The sequence below is a fragment of the Mesorhizobium sp. M8A.F.Ca.ET.161.01.1.1 genome (assembly GCF_004792105.1).
GTDB lineage: Bacteria > Pseudomonadota > Alphaproteobacteria > Rhizobiales > Rhizobiaceae > Mesorhizobium.
The window spans coordinates 817,989-834,301 of the sequence record NZ_SRTD01000001.1; the positions used below are offsets into that span (position 1 = coordinate 817,989).

The 16,313-nt window shown below is 62.6% G+C and carries 12 protein-coding genes; 3 read left to right on the forward strand and 9 right to left on the reverse strand.

Annotated features, from left to right (window positions below; genetic code table 11):
* Position 1 precedes the first annotated feature (1 nt).
* The 4 genes from sufD to EN804_RS04220 form a co-directional block, all read right to left on the reverse strand.
* On the reverse strand, positions 2–1,270 hold the full coding sequence (sufD, locus tag EN804_RS04205) for a Fe-S cluster assembly protein SufD (RefSeq protein ID WP_127869567.1): 1,269 nt from the start codon (positions 1,268–1,270) through the stop codon (positions 2–4).
* Between the two features lie 39 nt (positions 1,271–1,309).
* Positions 1,310–2,065: a Fe-S cluster assembly ATPase SufC gene (sufC, locus tag EN804_RS04210; RefSeq protein ID WP_127279011.1), complete on the reverse strand. Its 756-nt coding sequence runs from the start codon at positions 2,063–2,065 to the stop codon at positions 1,310–1,312.
* Positions 2,066–2,095: 30 nt separating this feature from the next.
* The gene (sufB, locus tag EN804_RS04215; protein ID WP_127279010.1) at positions 2,096–3,613 is read right to left on the reverse strand and encodes a Fe-S cluster assembly protein SufB; all 1,518 of its coding nucleotides are present in this window, start codon (positions 3,611–3,613) and stop codon (positions 2,096–2,098) included.
* 210 nt (positions 3,614–3,823) lie between these two features.
* Positions 3,824–4,984, reverse strand: coding sequence for a cysteine desulfurase family protein (locus tag EN804_RS04220; RefSeq protein WP_127279009.1), 1,161 nt, complete (start codon positions 4,982–4,984; stop codon positions 3,824–3,826).
* Positions 4,985–5,239: 255 nt separating this feature from the next.
* Between EN804_RS04220 and EN804_RS04225 the strand changes: the two genes are divergently transcribed.
* Complete coding sequence (locus EN804_RS04225) at positions 5,240–5,914, forward strand: alpha/beta hydrolase (protein WP_027028091.1); 675 nt, start codon at positions 5,240–5,242, stop codon at positions 5,912–5,914.
* Positions 5,915–6,011: 97 nt separating this feature from the next.
* On the opposite strand, the gene EN804_RS04230 is transcribed toward EN804_RS04225, so the two are convergent.
* Both EN804_RS04230 and EN804_RS04235 read right to left on the reverse strand, forming a co-directional pair.
* A complete protein-coding gene (locus EN804_RS04230) occupies positions 6,012–6,833 on the reverse strand; it encodes a phosphatase PAP2 family protein (RefSeq protein ID WP_127279007.1) in 822 nt (273 codons plus the stop codon).
* Positions 6,834–6,858: 25 nt separating this feature from the next.
* Positions 6,859–8,502 (reverse strand): glycosyltransferase family 39 protein, encoded by a 1,644-nt coding sequence (locus EN804_RS04235; protein ID WP_135918706.1) that lies wholly within the window; start codon positions 8,500–8,502, stop codon positions 6,859–6,861.
* Positions 8,503–8,788: 286 nt separating this feature from the next.
* Here EN804_RS04235 and tyrS point away from each other — a divergent pair, with 286 nt between their 5' ends.
* Positions 8,789–10,042 carry a tyrosine--tRNA ligase gene (gene tyrS, locus EN804_RS04240; RefSeq protein WP_127869572.1) on the forward strand — a complete coding sequence of 418 codons (1,254 nt, stop codon included), beginning with the start codon at positions 8,789–8,791 and terminating at the stop codon, positions 10,040–10,042.
* Between the two features lie 6 nt (positions 10,043–10,048).
* Here the strand turns inward: tyrS and EN804_RS04245 are convergent, their stop codons facing one another.
* Entirely contained in the window at positions 10,049–13,429 is a 3,381-nt protein-coding gene (locus EN804_RS04245) for a DUF3971 domain-containing protein (protein WP_135918707.1), read from the reverse strand.
* 95 nt (positions 13,430–13,524) lie between these two features.
* On the opposite strand from EN804_RS04245, the gene EN804_RS04250 reads away from it, so the two are divergent.
* Complete coding sequence (locus EN804_RS04250) at positions 13,525–13,992, forward strand: peroxiredoxin (protein ID WP_127280654.1); 468 nt, start codon at positions 13,525–13,527, stop codon at positions 13,990–13,992.
* Positions 13,993–14,032: 40 nt separating this feature from the next.
* Here the strand turns inward: EN804_RS04250 and EN804_RS04255 are convergent, their stop codons facing one another.
* Both EN804_RS04255 and EN804_RS04260 read right to left on the reverse strand, forming a co-directional pair.
* Positions 14,033–15,169 (reverse strand): GNAT family N-acetyltransferase, encoded by a 1,137-nt coding sequence (locus EN804_RS04255; protein WP_135918708.1) that lies wholly within the window; start codon positions 15,167–15,169, stop codon positions 14,033–14,035.
* The gene (locus tag EN804_RS04260; protein ID WP_127280699.1) at positions 15,166–16,167 is read right to left on the reverse strand and encodes a sterol desaturase family protein; all 1,002 of its coding nucleotides are present in this window, start codon (positions 16,165–16,167) and stop codon (positions 15,166–15,168) included. The genes EN804_RS04255 and EN804_RS04260 overlap by 4 nt, the downstream gene beginning before the upstream one ends.
* Positions 16,168–16,313: the final 146 nt, after the last annotated feature.

Sequence of the window (16,313 nt, forward strand, 5' to 3'; positions counted from 1 at the left end):
ATCACCCGTGCGTCACAAACCACTCATCAAGCCGCGCTTCCAGCGCCTCGACGATCGCTTCGTCGTCCAGCTCCTCGATCACTTCCGCCACGAAGGCTTTGACGAGCAACCCCCGCGCGCTCTTTTCGTCGACGCCGCGCGCCATCAGGTAGAACAAATGGTCGTGGTCGATCTCCGTGACAGTCGCGCCATGGCCGCAGATGACGTCGTCGGCGAAGATTTCAAGCTCCGGCTTGGTCGAGAACTCGCCATCGTCCGACAAAAGCAGCGTGTTGCAGGCCATCTTGGCGTTGGTCTTCTGCGCATATTGGTGAACGTTGATGCGACCCTGGAACACGCCCCGCGCCTTGCCCGTCACCACATTGCGGATGACCTCCGTCGATGTCGTATGCGGCACGGCATGGTCGAGCACCATGGTGACATCGGTATGGGTGTCGCCGGCCAGAAGATTGATGCCGCGCAGCTTGAAGTCGGCGCCTTCGCCCGTCGTCTTGATCATGATCTCCTGGCGCACCAGCCTGCCGCCGGCGTTCATGACGAACAGCGTCAGTTTCGCATTCTTGCCGATATGGGCCTTGAACTGCGCCAGGTGTGTCGCCGTCTCCGGCTGCTCCTGGACGATCAACCAGGTCACCTCGGCGCCCTCGCCGAGCACGAGCTGGCTGACCGAGCTCGTCAGCGCAGCGCCCTCGCCGGCCTGACGCTCGACGATGACCGCCTTGGCGCCGGCGCCGACACGCACCGGCAAGCGCACATGGGTCTGGCCACCCGCCTGCAGGTTCTGCAGCTCGACCGGCCTTTCCAGTTCGGCGCCATCGGCGATGTCGACGAAAAAGCCGTCGGCGACGAAAGCGGTGTTCAGCGCACCAATGGCATCGTCACTGCCATAGGGGTCGAGCCCCGGCGCGATGCTGCCGTCGGTCAGCTTTTCGGACAGACGCTGGACGCTGACACCCTCGACGTCCGGCGCCTTGGCGCTCGACACGCCGTTCAACAGAGCGAGAACCGTCGAACCGTCGACGATTGGCGCGATGGCTTTCGCTGCGGCGGCCGGATCGAAGTCCGGCACCGCATTCAAAAGCCGGCGCAGATCGGTGTAGTGCCAGGACTCGATGCGACGCGTCGGCAGGCCGTGCTTGATCGCTTCGATGGCGTCGTCGCGCTTCAGCATCACCGCGCCGTCGCCCGGCAGCAGCGACAGCCGGTCGCCGAAGGCGTCGATCAACGCTGTCTCGGCCGGTGTCCGCTGCGGTTGTGTGTGCATATTCATCAGTCTCGCCTGTCTTTTGGAACAAAATGACTTGGCATCTCAAGCGGCTTCGCCGATCACACCGGCATAGCCATTGGCCTCGAGGTCGAGCGCCAGCGACTTGTCGCCCGACTTGATGACCTGGCCCCTGTAGAGCACGTGCACGCTGTCCGGCACGATGTGTTCGAGCAGGCGCTGGTAATGGGTGATGACCAGGAAAGCCCGGTCCGGCGAACGCAGCGCGTTGACGCCATCCGAGACAATCTTCAGCGCGTCGATGTCGAGGCCGGAATCGGTCTCGTCGAGCACGCAGAGTTTCGGCTCCAGGAGCTTCATCTGCAGGATTTCGGCGCGCTTCTTCTCGCCGCCGGAGAAACCGACGTTGAGCGGCCGCTTCAGCATCGCCATGTCCATGCTGAGCGATGCGGCGGCTTCCTTCACGCGCTTCAGGAATTCCGGGATTTTCAGCGGTTCCTCGCCACGCGCCTTGCGCTGCTCGTTCATCGCTACTTTCAGGAATTCCATGGTGGCGACGCCCGGTATCTCCATCGGATACTGGAAGGCGAGGAAGATGCCTGACGTGGCGCGCTCGGCCGGATCCATTTCGAGGATCGACTGGCCGTTGTAGAGGATGTCGCCCTCGGTCACCTCATAGTCCTCGCGGCCGGCGAGGATATAGGACAGGGTCGATTTGCCCGAGCCGTTCGGCCCCATGATGGCGGCAACCTCGCCGGCTTTCACCGTCAGGTTCAAGCCACGGATGATTTCGGTGCCGTCATCGACGATGCGGGCATGCAGGTTCTTGATCTCAAGCATTTTCGTTTCCTGAATATTTGTCTGGGCCGGTCAGCCCACCGAGCCTTCCAGCGAGATGCCGATCAGCTTCTGCGCTTCGACCGCGAATTCCATCGGCAGCTGCTGGATGACGTCCTTGACGAAGCCGTTGACGATCAGTGCGATCGCCTCTTCCTCTGGGATGCCGCGTTGCATGACGTAGAACTTCTGGTCCTCGGAGATCTTCGAGGTCGTCGCTTCGTGCTCGAATTGCGCGGTCGAGTTCTTGGCTTCCATGTAGGGCACGGTGTGCGCGCCGCACTGGTCGCCGATCAGCAGCGAGTCGCAGTTGGTGAAGTTGCGGGCGTTGGTCGCCTTGCGGTGCGCCGAGACCTGGCCGCGATAGGTGTTCTGCGAGAAGCCGGCGGCGATGCCCTTGGAGATGATGCGGCTCGACGTGTTCTTGCCGAGATGGATCATCTTGGTACCGCTATCGACCTGCTGGTAGCCGTTCGAGACGGCGATCGAATAGAACTCGCCCGAGGAATCGTCACCGCGCAGGATGCAGCTCGGGTATTTCCAGGTGATCGCCGAGCCGGTCTCGACCTGCGTCCACGAAATCTTCGAACGGTCGCCACGGCAGTCGCCGCGCTTGGTGACGAAGTTGTAGATGCCGCCCTTGCCTTCGGCATCGCCGGGGTACCAGTTCTGCACCGTCGAATATTTGATCTCGGCATCGTCGAGCGCGACCAGTTCGACCACTGCGGCGTGAAGCTGGTTCTCGTCGCGCTGCGGCGCCGTGCAGCCCTCGAGATAGGAAACGTAAGCCCCCTCCTCGGCGATGATCAGCGTGCGCTCGAACTGGCCGGTGTTCTTCTCGTTCATGCGGAAATAGGTCGACAGCTCCATCGGGCAGCGCACGCCCTTGGGCACGAAGACGAACGAACCGTCGGTGAAGACGGCCGAATTCAGCGTGGCGTAGAAATTGTCGGAGGTCGGCACGACCGAACCGAGATATTTCTGCACCAGCTCCGGATGTTCGCGGATCGCTTCCGAGATCGAGCAGAAGATGACGCCGGCCTGCGCCAGTTCCTTCTTGAAGGTGGTGACGACGGAGACGGAATCGAACACGGCGTCGACGGCGACGCGGCCTGATTTGTAGACGTTGTCGCTGACTTCCTCGAGGTCCGAGGCGTCGGTCTTCTGCACGCCGGCGAGGATTTCCTGCTCCTTCAACGGAATGCCGAGTTTCTCGTAAACCTTCAATATCTCGGGATCGACGTCGCTGAGCGAAGTCGGTCCTGGCGTGCTCTTGGGCGCCGCGTAATAGTAGATGTCCTGGAAATCGATCTTGGGATAGTCGACGCGCGCCCAGGTCGGCTCTTCCAGCGTCAGCCAGCGGCGATAGGCTTCGAGGCGCCATTCCAGCATCCAGGACGGCTCGTCCTTCTTGGCCGAAATGAAACGGATGATGTCTTCGCTCAGGCCCTTGGGAGCCTTGTCGACGGCGATCTCGGTCTGGAATCCGTATTTGTATTGGTCGACGTCGATCTTTCGGACCCGATCGATCGTGTCCTGCACAGCAGGCATATGCGTTCTCCATCCACGCCGGGGTCAAGGCCCGACAGTTTTCAAACTATGGCACCACCAAATGAACGCCCGAGCAGCGTCCGCGGCAGCGTAAGTTCCATATAGTGCGCCTCGACCGGAAATTCACCCGGCCAATATGAAACGCACGGCTCTACCAGGCCGAAGCCCAAATCCGTTTTTCTCAAGCATCGGATTCCGATGCTCCAACCGCTACGCGGCCTTCTCTCTGCCCGCCCTCCGCGCGGCGATGCCTGCCAGCGCGGCGCGGAACAGTTCGATGTCCTCGGCGCCGGTCTCTGCACCGACCGATACGCGCAGGGCGCCAAGGCTGTCACCGTGCCCCATGGCCTTGAGCACATGGCTCGGTCCGACCTTGCCCGACGAGCAGGCGGAGCCGGCGGAAAGCGCCACGCCCGCCAGATCGAAGGCGATCTGGGCGGTTTCGGCTTTGACCCCGGGAATAGCGAAGAATGTCGTGTTGGCAAGCCTTGGTGCACCGGCTCCGAAGATTTCGACGTCCGGCACCAGGGTCTTGATGATGGTTTCAACCTCGTCGCGACGCTGACGCACGGCACCGATGGTGTTCAGCCGGGCCAGGGTTTCCCGCGCAGCGGCGCCAAAACCGACGATGCCAGGCAGGTTTTCGGTGCCGCCACGGTGGCTCTTTTCCTGGCCGCCACCATTGATCAGCGGCCTCGGCATCATCAGGTCGGCAGCGGCAACGAAGGCGCCAGCGCCCTTGGGGCCGCCGAGCTTGTGCGAGGACAGAATCACATAGTCGGCATATCCAGCCGACATATCGATGGAAACGCGGCCCGCGGCCTGGACCGCGTCGACGACAAGAATGCCGCCCGCCGCCCTGACGATCTCCGCGATGCGATCGGTCGGCTGGATGACGCCAGTTTCGTTGTTGGCGGCGTGGATCGCGACCAAGGGCAAGCCATCGGCCTTGTCGTGACCGGCCAACGCCGCCATCAAGGCGTCGAGATTGACGATGCCATCGGCGCCGACACCGATCCGCGTCACCAGGTCTGCCGGGAAGCGTCCACCATTCAGCAGGCACGGATGGTCGGCCTCGCACACGTAGAGCCGGCTCATGCGAATGGCGCCGCGCCCCATCTGCCAGTCCGGCCTCAGAAGCGTCGATGCGGCCTCGGTCGCGCCCGAAGTGAAGACGACATGTTCGGCCTTGCCGTTGACCAGCGCCGCCACGTCGCGCCTGGCATTGTCGATCAGCCTGCGCGCGGCGCGCCCTTCGGCATGGACCGACGAGGGATTGGCCGCATCAAACGCCGCGACCATGGCCTCGCGCGCCGCAGAAAGCAGCGGCGCACTGGCATTATAGTCGAGATAAGCGCGTATCGCGGCCATTTTCGTCCAGTTCTTCCCGTCAGAAGCCATTCCGCCGACGTATGGCGTTATTTCCTTGAAATTCCAAGGCAAGCCGTCCTATTTACGCGGCTTGCGGCGAGGCGATCGGGCGATTGCGTTTCGGCCACCCAGTTTTGAACAATTCTAAACTAGCTTCTAGGAAGACGCTCGCCCTGCGTCAAGGTCTGTGGAAGCGGAGCCAGAGGAAGAGTGTTCCGGGCGCCGCGCACTTGTATATGTCACGTGGAGTATTTCATGCCTGAGGTCATTTTCACCGGTCCTGCCGGCCGTCTGGAGGGACGCTACCAGCCCTCGAAGGAAAAGAGCGCGCCGATTGCCATCGTGTTGCATCCGCATCCGCAGTTCGGCGGCACGATGAACAACAAGATCGTCTATGACCTCTTCTACATGTTCCAGAAGCGTGACTTCACCACGCTGCGCTTCAATTTCCGCGGCATCGGCCGCAGCCAGGGCGAATTCGACCATGGCACCGGCGAGTTGTCGGACGCAGCGGCGGCGTTGGACTGGGTGCAGTCGCTGCATCCGGATTCCAAGAGCTGCTGGGTGGCCGGCTACTCCTTCGGATCCTGGATCGGCATGCAGCTCCTGATGCGCCGGCCCGAGATCGAAGGCTTCATCTCGATCGCGCCGCAGCCCAACACCTATGATTTCTCGTTCCTGGCGCCCTGCCCGTCCTCGGGCCTGATCATCCATGGCGATGCCGACAAGGTGGCGCCGCCGAAGGACGTGCAAGGCCTGGTCGACAAGCTGCACACGCAAAAGGGCATCACCATCACGCAGAAGACCCTGCCCGGCGCCAACCATTTCTTCGCCAACGACGCCGATGTGCTGATCGAGGAATGCGCCGACTATCTCGATCGCCGGCTAGCCGGTGAATTGTCCGATCCGCGACCGAAGCGGCTGAGGTAAGACATCGGGCGATCCGTATTCGCCGGGCTAAGGGCGGGCGGGCAATGCCCGCCTCCTCTGCGTAAGGCTGCCGCGGCGTGGTTTATCCGGCACCGACCTATTTTTCCGGGGCGACCAGCCGGAACGATGCCTTGCGGACCGGCAATCCTGAAGGTGCCGGCCGGAAGATGAAGCCGAGCCTGGCAAAGACCAGTCCGCACGCCAGCGCGAAGGCGCAGCCGAGGCCGAAGCCGGCAACGGTGTCGCTCGGATAGTGCGCGCCGACGAAGACCCTGGTCGAGGCGATGCAGGCCGTGACCACCAAAGCGATGTACCAACGCCGCGGAAACAGAAGCAGCAGGATACCGAACACGGCGCCCATCGTCGTGGCATGGCCGGAGGGAAAGCCGGCAAAGCGCGCATCGAAGGCAAAAGGGTGCAGCGCAAGGACGCCAAAATCCTGGAAGTAGAGCGGGCGGGCCCTGCCAATGGCATATTTCAGGACATTGACGGTGAGGCCGGACAGGCCAACCGCGCTCAGCACCAGGAAAGCCAGACAGGTCCAACTGTAGACCAGCATCAGCGCGCGCCGCGAAAGGCTTCGCCAATCCGTCAGGTTGGCCGCGACAAGCAGAAGCGCGGACGGAATAAGATACCAGCCGCCCAGCCCGAACTGCGTGAAGAACTCGGCAAGCCTGGCCACATCGGGCGACCATTGACCATGCGCCACCCCCGCCGGCGTATCGAGACGAACAAAGGCTGCTGCCGTCAGAAAGACCCAGACCAGGCCCCACGCCCACCATGAGATGTTGGGATAGCGAGCGGGGCGAACGGCAAGGCGCCGTCTTGCGAGTTGCAGGGTGTCGCGAAAATTGCCGAGGGATCGGCGTCCTATCCCGAGGAGCGAGCTGGAAACGGGTGGGCGCGATTTCACGAGCATTGGGAACACGACGCCATCATCGAAGTCATTGGCTCACACGATAAAGACCGAGCGACAGTTTGTCTCCCGATGAGTAGTTGAGGCCGTCGACTTCGGCGACGCGGTTGGCCGACTTGCCTTGCACGGACAGCATGCCATTCAATTTCTGTTCGTCACCGATCGGCACCAGGCCCAAGGAGCAAGCAGGATCGGCGAGCAGATGCTCCGCCACGCCACCGACATCGGTCAGCACCGTCTTCGTGCCGACCAGGAATACCAGGCTAGGCTCCTGATAGCGCGCCGAGGCCAGCACGGTCGTGTCGCAAGGTTTGTTGGCGCGCACGGCTTCCTTGATCGCCGGGCTCAGCCAGATCGGCTTCAGGGACGGGGCGATGACACCGAACAGCAAGGCATAGGTGATGCCCGCACAGGCGGCGGTTGCGCCGATGCGGGGCAGCGGCACCTGCAACTGTCGTGAGAAGGCGAGGTAGCCGGCGCAAAGCGCTGACGCTGCCGCCGGGATGCTCCACCACGAGAAGCTGTGCGTAAGGTAGATCGGTGCCCCGATGCAGACCGCCGCCAAGCCGAGGCTGACCACCACCAGACCGAATGCGGTCGACCACCACAGCCACTGCTGCCAGCGCTTGAGCGGCGCATTGGCGTCCTGCGGCTGCAGGGTCAACAGCCAGCCGATCAGCAGCGCCATGCCGGGATAGGCCGGCAGGACGTAGTGCGGCAGCTTGGTCGGGATGAGTTCGAACACGAGCCAGAACGGAATGTACCATGCCAGGCAAAAGCGCAGCCTGAAATCGTCGCGCACCCGATTGAGGGCCTGCAGCCCGGCGCCGACCGCGATCAGGCCGAACGGCCACATGAACAGCGAATAGGTCAACATGTAGAAACCCGGTGGCAGGCCGTGCGATTCCTCGCCCGAAGCGACCTTGTTCAGCATATCCTTGCCAACGGCTTCCTGGAAAAAGGCGCCACCGCTCTTCCAGCCGATAAAAGCGACCCAGGGCAGCACGATGAGCAATACCAGCGCCACGCCGCGCACGAATTTCAGCTTCAAAAGCCAGCGCCAGTCGCGTTCGAAAGCAAACAGGGCCGCCGCCGTCAGCAGCGACAGGAGCGGAGCCACGGGCCCCTTGATGAGGATCCCCACGCCTTGCGCGAACCAGAATATCCACGGCAGATGGCCCGCCACCGGCTCGTTGCGGCGCGCCGCCAGATAGACCTGCGCCAGCGCGCCCTGCGCGGCCACGCAGCAGGCCAGAAGCATGGCGTCGGTTTTGGCGTCGCGTCCCTCGAAGGCGGTCGCGAAAATCGCCGCCATCATCAGGCCGGCGGCAAGTCCGGCATTGGCGCCGAACATTTTTGTGCCCGTCCAGGCGATGCCCAGAACAGCGAGCGCGATTCCGAGCATCGAGACAAGGCGGTACACCCAGATCGGCGCGGCCGCGCCCTCGCCGCTCAATGCGACAGCTGCCGATTGTAGCCAGTAGATGCCGATCGGCTTCTTGTAGCGTGAGACATCCTGGAAGCGAATGTCGATATAATCGCCAGTTTCGACCATCTGCTTGGTCGCCTGGACAAAACGGGATTCGTCGCGGTCGATCGGCGGAAGGCTCGCCAAGCCGCTGAAACTCATTAGCAAGCTGAACAGAAAGAGGAAGAGGTAGTTTCTGTTCATCGCGGGAGCTTTCCGGATCTGATCTGCGGGACGACCCCGTCGCGGCGTGCGGGCGCTGCCCTTGCGCGGCGCCTCATTACGCCAGCGGCATGAATGAGGCAAGGATTCGCAATTGCCATCCGCGGGCAGCAAGACCAGGTTCCGCCTTTGCTGATCGCGAACTCTTGGTTGGCGCGCGATCCGGCGCAAAACCGGATTCCACTTTTGCTGATGCCACTTGAGTGCTAAACGCGCGCGTTCACATATGCCCGCGACGGACCGGGCGTACGCTTTCGGGAAAGAAAACATGCCTGCCTTCAAATCCGATTTCCTGCGCACGATGAGCGAGCGCGGCTTCATCCACCAGACCTCGGATGATGCCGGCCTCGACGCTATCTTCGCCAAGGAAACCGTGACGGCCTATATCGGCTTCGACGCCACGGCCAAGAGCCTGCATGCCGGCTCGCTGATCCAGATCATGATGCTGCACTGGCTGCAGCAGACCGGACACCGGCCGATCGCGCTGATGGGTGGCGGCACCTCGATGATCGGCGACCCGTCCTTCAAGGACGAGGCGCGCAAACTTTTGACGCCCCAGGACATCGACGACAACCTGGCCGGTATCCGCCGCAACTTCATGCCATACCTGAAGTTCGGCAGCGGTTCCAGCGATGCGGTGATGGTCAACAATGCCGACTGGCTGATGGAGATCAACTACGTCAATTTCCTGCGTGATGTCGGTCGGCATTTTTCGGTCAACCGGATGCTCGCTTTCGATTCCGTCAAGTTGCGGCTCGACCGCGAGCAATCGCTGTCGTTCCTTGAATTCAACTACATGATCCTGCAGGCCTATGATTTCGTCGAACTCTACAAGCGCCTTGGGTGCCGTCTGCAGATGGGCGGCTCCGACCAATGGGGCAACATCATCAACGGCATCGATCTCGGCCGCCGCATGGAGGATGCGCAACTCTACGCACTGACCACGCCGCTGCTCACCACCTCGTCCGGCGCCAAGATGGGCAAGTCCGCCTCGGGCGCGGTCTGGCTCGATCCAGAGATGTTGAGCCCCTACGAATTCTGGCAGTACTGGCGCAACACCGAGGATGCCGACGTTGGCCGTTTCCTGAAGCTCTACACCACGCTGCCGCTGGACGAGATCGCACGGCTCGAGCGGCTGGGTGGTTCCGAGATCAACGAGGCGAAGAAGATCCTCGCAACGGAGATCACCGCCCATCTGCACGGCCGCGCGGCCGCCGAACAGGCCAGCGAGACGGCGCGCAAGACCTTCGAGGAAGGCGCTCTCGCCGACACGTTGCCCACGGTCGAGACGGACAGGGCCGCGCTCGAATCCGGCGTCGGCATCCTGTCGCTATTGGTCAGCGCGGGGCTGGCATCGTCCAATGGCGAGGCAAGGCGGCACGTCCAGGGTGGCGCCGTGCGCCTGAACGACCAGCCGGTAAGCGACGACCGTCGACTGGTCACGCTTCAGGATTTGAGTCCGGAAAATGTCGTGAAGCTTTCATTGGGCAGGAAAAAGCACATCCTGGTGCGGCCGGCCTGAGGACCCTCACCGGTACTCGAAGATCGACCTGAATATGCCCGGCGCGATCACCGACAGCGGATTGACGTCGAGCACCGGCTTGTTGGCATTGCCCCTGAGCCGGTAGGTGACGCCGATCAGGCCGCGGTCGCGGCCATTGCCCAGAAGCGCGCCGACGATGGGCAGTTCGCCGAAAATACGGTTGAGGCCGTAGACCGGCATGAAGGTGCCGGTCATGTCCATATTGTTGTTCTGGTCGTAGAGGATGCCCTGGAACGTCGTGCCGATGCGCGGGCCACGCAGCACGCCATTGGTCAGCTTCAGGTAGCCGCTACCCTTGTCGATCTCGGCGTAACCCCGTTCGAACTTCACTCGCGACGTGTCGAGCTTGCCCTTCACCGCCTGGTTGAGGCTGCGGCTATCGCCGGCCGGCGTGGTCGAGACGATGGAGGCGAGTTTGGGTTCGTTGACGACGAAGAAGTTGCTGGTGTCGACCTTGCCCTTCATCGGTCCATCGCTGGCTCCCGACAGGGCCAATGTGATCGCGCCACCTTCCATGTGCTCATAAATGTTGAGGAACCGCAGGATGGCGCCGGCGTCCGCCGACTGCACGTTGAGCGAGCGTCTGTCGTCGCCGGTGGTGTTGCTGATGACGATGGCGGCGCCGGAACTCGCCGTCGCGCTCACCTTCAGTCCGTTCACCCTTGAACCGGCCGCACTGTAGTCGAGCTTCAGGTTGGACAGTTGCTCATCGTGGAAACCGGTCAGCTGATTGACATCGGCGCTGACGGAAATGTTGTCTGTTCCCGTCGTCTTCGTTGCGGTGTCCACATCGGACGTAAATTGCTTGATGAGCGAACGAGCGTCGAGCGCATTGCCATTGATGTCGACCGCGTAGCCCTTGCCCGATCGCTTGACCGAAACAGCCACGTCGTCGCCCCTGTTCAAGGTGACCTTGTTGAACTTGGCCGAAGACAAGGCGCCGTTGACCAGCACGATACTGCCGTCGACGGAGAACGTCTTGCCGTCGAGCTCGAAGTCGGACAGCGTCGTGGTGTCGCCGGACTTGGTCATGACGAATGTGGCGCTGGCGGGAACCCCCGCCCCCTTGCTCCAGCCGGCCCAGGGAATGTCCAGCCTGGCGTTGGTCAGGTCGGCCGAGACGTTCTGGTTGCCGTTGCCGCTCTTGTCGATCGCGACCTTCACCGTTCCGCCAAGCAGCGGCGTCAGGCCGGGCATGGCAACGGCGCGGATCTTGTCGTCGAGCACCAGGGCTACCTTGCGGCTGCGCGCCGGCCCGTCATCGGCCAGCGGCTCGACCAGATCGAGTTCGGCCGGAATGCCATTCAGCGATGCCTTAGCCGAAATGACAGCCTTTTGCGGGTCGACGGTGATCGAGCCATCGGCATTGGTTACGGCCTGTCCCTCGAACGGCTTGGCCAAGGACAGGCCTGTATAGTCGAGCGACACCAGCCAATCGAGCCTCGCGGTATCGACGCCCGACTGCAGCGGAATGTCCGCCTTGACGTGGCCGGTAACGCTGCCGGAAAGATCCTCCGGCAGAAGGCCGACATGGCGCATGGCATTGATCGGTTCATAGGATGCAAGTTCGGCGACAGCGGACGCATCGCCGGCAACGTCGATATCGAGAGCGCCGATGACCGGCGGGCGGTTGGCCGCCTTGACGGTCAATGTCCCGTTGCTGGCCGCAACCACGCGGCCACTGGGCATGAAGACGGTGCCCGAGGACAATGAAATGTCGACGTCGTTGCCGTGGAATCCGACGACGCCCACCGCGTCGCGGATCGGCGGAATGCGGCCGGCCGTGTCGAAGCGCGCCCCCTCGATCTGGAAGCGGCCGAAGACCTCGTCGGCGGAAAGCGGTACCCCATTGCCGAGGCGGTCCGGCACCACCTGGAACTGGAGATTGGCGTCGACCACGCGGCCGCCGAACAAATTGTTCAGCACCCAGAGCCGCGCATTGCGCGCCGAAAACCATGGCCAAAGCTGTTTGACGTGCGAGACCGGCATGTCATGGACGCTGAGCGCCAGATTGATCCCGGGAGCCTTGCCGTCAACGAATTCCACTGTTGAGGTACCAAGCACCTCGCCGGAACCAGAGGACCGAACCGCGATCTGCTCGGCCACCAGTTTACGGCTTTGCGGCTGGTAGACGCCGGCAATCCGCGCCAGGAAGATCAATGCGGGTTCAGGCGATTCCGACGGTGCCAAGGTCGAACCGTCGCTGGTCAGATCGTAACGGTAGGACGGTTCCTCACCCGCTACCCCGGTTGCCGGTTTTGGCCCGATCGAGCCGCCGAAATCGAATGAAGACCGGCCGGTTTTCAGCAGCAACCTGTCCACCTGGATCTTGTTGGAGCCGTAGACAAGCGTCGCATTGACATCGGCATCCGCCGGCAGCAGCCCGCGCGCGCCAAGATCGAGCACCGAGCCGGTGGATGAAAGGGCGGCGGCCAGGCGTGATGCGGTGGTGCCTGAGCCTTCCGATCCCGTCAGCTTCAACGCGACGGCACCAAGCTTCCCGGAGCCGGCAGCGGTGGCGCCGGCATCCGCCAGATTGATGCTGGCATCCAGGCTTGTTACCCGGTGCGCCGCGACATCGCGGATGGCGGCGGCGGCAACCGTGACTGTCCTGCCGTCGACATCCGCCTCGGCGGTGAACTTCATGCCCCCCGGCCCCGACTGAACCACGGTGGCGTCGGCGATCTTGACCAGCTTGATCGATCCGGCGTCGGGCAGCACGAACTCGACATTGCTGAGATCGATCCGGCGCATCGAATCTTCCCGCACGGCATCGAGCGCGCGATGGATATTGCCGAACACCGCGTCCGACAGTTTCTCCGGATCGACGAGGCCGTCCTGGTTGCGCAGCGCCGCGGTCCAGTCGCCGCCGGACGGCATCGCCGCCATGACGACACGGGCATCCGAGATCCTGGCACTGGTCAGCCGCACCTCACCCCATAGCAGCGGCACCAGACGCACGCCAAAGCGCACACGACCGGCATCCGCCATCGGCTTGCCGTCTGATGTCTTCAGGCTGACATCGCTGACCTGGAGGGCGACGAAGCTCGAACTGTCGAGCGTAATGCGCGCGGGCCCGACCGCGACATTGACGTCGACGCCCGCCAGCCTCTCTATGGCGCTCTCCGCCTCGACGCGCAGCCGGTCCGAGCCGATGCCGGAAAGGCCGATGAGATAGACGGTCACCGCGACCAGCAGCATGAACGCGACCAGGCCGGCAAACAGGCGTGAAAGGATGCGAACGCCGCGGCCGATGGCAGCCTGACCGAGAGGCGGGACGCGGCACGCGGACGGCAAAGCCCCCAGGTCGGTGATCTCGTCCCGCCTGAACCTGATCTTCTCGTGCTGCGGTTGCTCCTGATCCACGCAATCTTCCGTTGTACGAATTCGCTCGTGGACGAATCCCCGCTCGACACTATATCGGTGTGGCTTCGCGCGTAACCTCAAACAAGGGCATCGATATGGCCGACCTCGACGTAGGCGATCCCGCGCCGCAATTCGACCTGCCGCGGGACGGTGGCGGATCGCTCAGCCTGGCGGCATCCGCCAGCAAGCCGGTGGTACTCTATTTCTATCCACAGGACGACACGACAAGCTGCACGCAAGAGGCGATCAGCTTCTCACGGCTGAAGCCGGAATTCGAGAAGGCCGGCGCCGTCGTCATTGGCCTGTCGCCCGACAGCGCCAAGAAACACGACAAGTTCAAGTCGAAATACGATCTCACCATCGATCTTGCCGCCGACGAGGAGCGCAAGGTGATCGAGGCCTACCATCTGTGGGTCGAGAAATCGATGTATGGCCGCAAATACATGGGTGTCGAGCGCGCGACGTTCCTGATCGGACGCGACGGACGGATCGCCAGGATTTGGCGCAAGGTCCGCGTCAAGGGCCATGCCGAGGCCGTGCTGGAAGCCGTTCGCGCGCTCTGAACGTCGCCAAAGCCCACCAAAGCAATCGACAATTATGACGCTACTCGTCAGGGGCCTCAGCCTTCGGCTGCCGCCGCGTCCTCCAGGATTTCGAAGCATGGCTCACTTGATCGGCCAGCGCGGCAAGATGGCCACGCAAGCCGCGCGCGCCCATCATCGACGACAGCGTGACTGATTGCGTGGCGAAGCGCCGCTTGAAATCCTCGCCGCCGCAGAGAAAATCAATCGTGGCAAGGCCACGGTCGAACGACCACTGAATATAGTCCATCATCAGCACCATACCCGGCGAGGCGCGCTCGTATTCGGGATCATAGGTGGTGACGAAAGCCATCATCGTGCCGCGCTGCTCGAAATTGATCGAGACGGCGGCGATCTTGTCGTCAAGCTCCAGCACGAAGATGCGCAACAGCCCGAGGTCGGCCAGCACCGAAATAAGCGCGGCGAGAACGGGCGAGCCCTTGTCGAACAGATCCGAGGCGCGACCATGGCGGGCGAGCCAGAGGCGCTTCAACGTCGCGACCCGCTCGAGCACCGGTTCGCGCGGCTCATCCGGATCCAGCAGCCGGAAACGCAATGCGCCGCTTTCTTCCATGAACTTGCGGCCACGACGATAGTTCTGCCGGCCCTTCTTGGACAACGTCTCGAACCATTCCGCCCCACGCTGCCAGGAGCCGCCGACACGATAGCTGATTTCAGTGCGGTGGTTGGGCCGAAGCGCCTTGCCATGGGCCGGTTCCAGCAGGGCATGAACACCGGCATCCGGCAGCAGACGGTTGAGATAGATCAGGTCGAAGCCGCCCTGGTCAAAAACATGCTGCCAGAGGCGGGAGATCGCCCGCGGGTCGCTGTCAGGTGCAACCAGCGCGTCGCCATAGTCACTGTGATCCTTCGCTGCCCATTCGAGTATGCGGATGCCGGAGCGCCTGAAGGTCGCGAGCGCTATCACGCCGTCGAGCCGGTCGCCGTTCCAGGCAAGGCCAATCCTGAGCGCGCGCCGTTCCTGATGCGGGGTGGTTCGCCACCAGGCCGCGATCCAGTCCGGGTGCTGGAAGACAAGCCCGCCGGCCCGCTGCCAGAGCGCGCTCCAGGCCGGTGCGATCTCGGCCAGGCGCACCGCCGATGTCACGATTTCGAAGGTGCGTGTCCGCGGGATGGCGAGCACAACGGGAGCGTTCATGGCCGTGTCCCTTCCGAGGATCGCGAGGTGCGTGAGCGTGACTTTCCGGGCCGGATGCGCCTGGCGATATGCCCCCACATCCGCTTCAACGGCATGACGTAAAGGCCGGCGAGCGACTGGTAGTCACGTACATCGCGGTCAACCAGCCCGAACTTGAAGTCCTCGTCGGGCCTCGGCACACACAATGTCCCAAAGAGCCGATCCCAGAACGAGAAGAGCAGCCCGAAGTTCTTGTCGTAGTGGCGCGGATCGGTGCTGTGATGCAACTGGTGCCAATGAGGACACAGGATCAAATTGTTGAGCGGGCCGAACGAGATCTTGAAATGCGTGTGCCTGACGAAATCCATCATCAGGATGTTGCGCATGACATAGACGTTGACGCCAAAAACGGTCAGTTCGACAAGGTTCAGCGAAATCAGCGACCAGATGCCGAAGCAGAGCCCCACGATGAGGCCGTCCCAGGCCCGGTTCATCAACTCGTCGAGCGGATGGACCCGGTCCTTGGTGATCCCGACCATCACCTCGGCCGAGTGATGCACCTTGTGCAGTTCCCAAAGCAGCGGATAGCGATGCTGGGCGACGTGATAGAGATAATAGGAAATGTCGTAGGCAAGCAGCATGCTGACGGTGAAGATCAGCACCGTCACCGGCCCTGCCGGCCCCTCGATCAGAGGCGGCTGGAACTGGAACAGTGTGGAAAACAGCCAGTTGGTCCCGTAGCCCACCGCCGTGACGAAGACGATTCCGGCGGGCAGCATCAGGAAGGGCATCAGGGCCTTCTTCGTGACCCAGAACAGCAGGTCGGCCTTCGCGGACGGATGGGTGATGACCTCATGCGGGATGACGAACTCGAAAAACTCCTTCCAGCTCTTCTCCTCGACCGTGCGCCAATAGGCCACGAGGGCGCTGACAAAGGCCGTCAGCAGCAAAAGCCCGGTCGCCAGCAGACTGGTGCCCGAAATCTTGTCGAGGATCTTGCCAACCAGATCGTCCAGCATTCCTACCGCCACGGTGAATCCCAAATACCAACACGCCTTTACTCGAAAAGCGTCAACTAAATGCGATCGAAGACAGTTAAAAAACCCGAGCCTTGCTCTGCGAGCTACTGGATGCTCCCGACAGAACATGAGTGTTCATCGCCAAC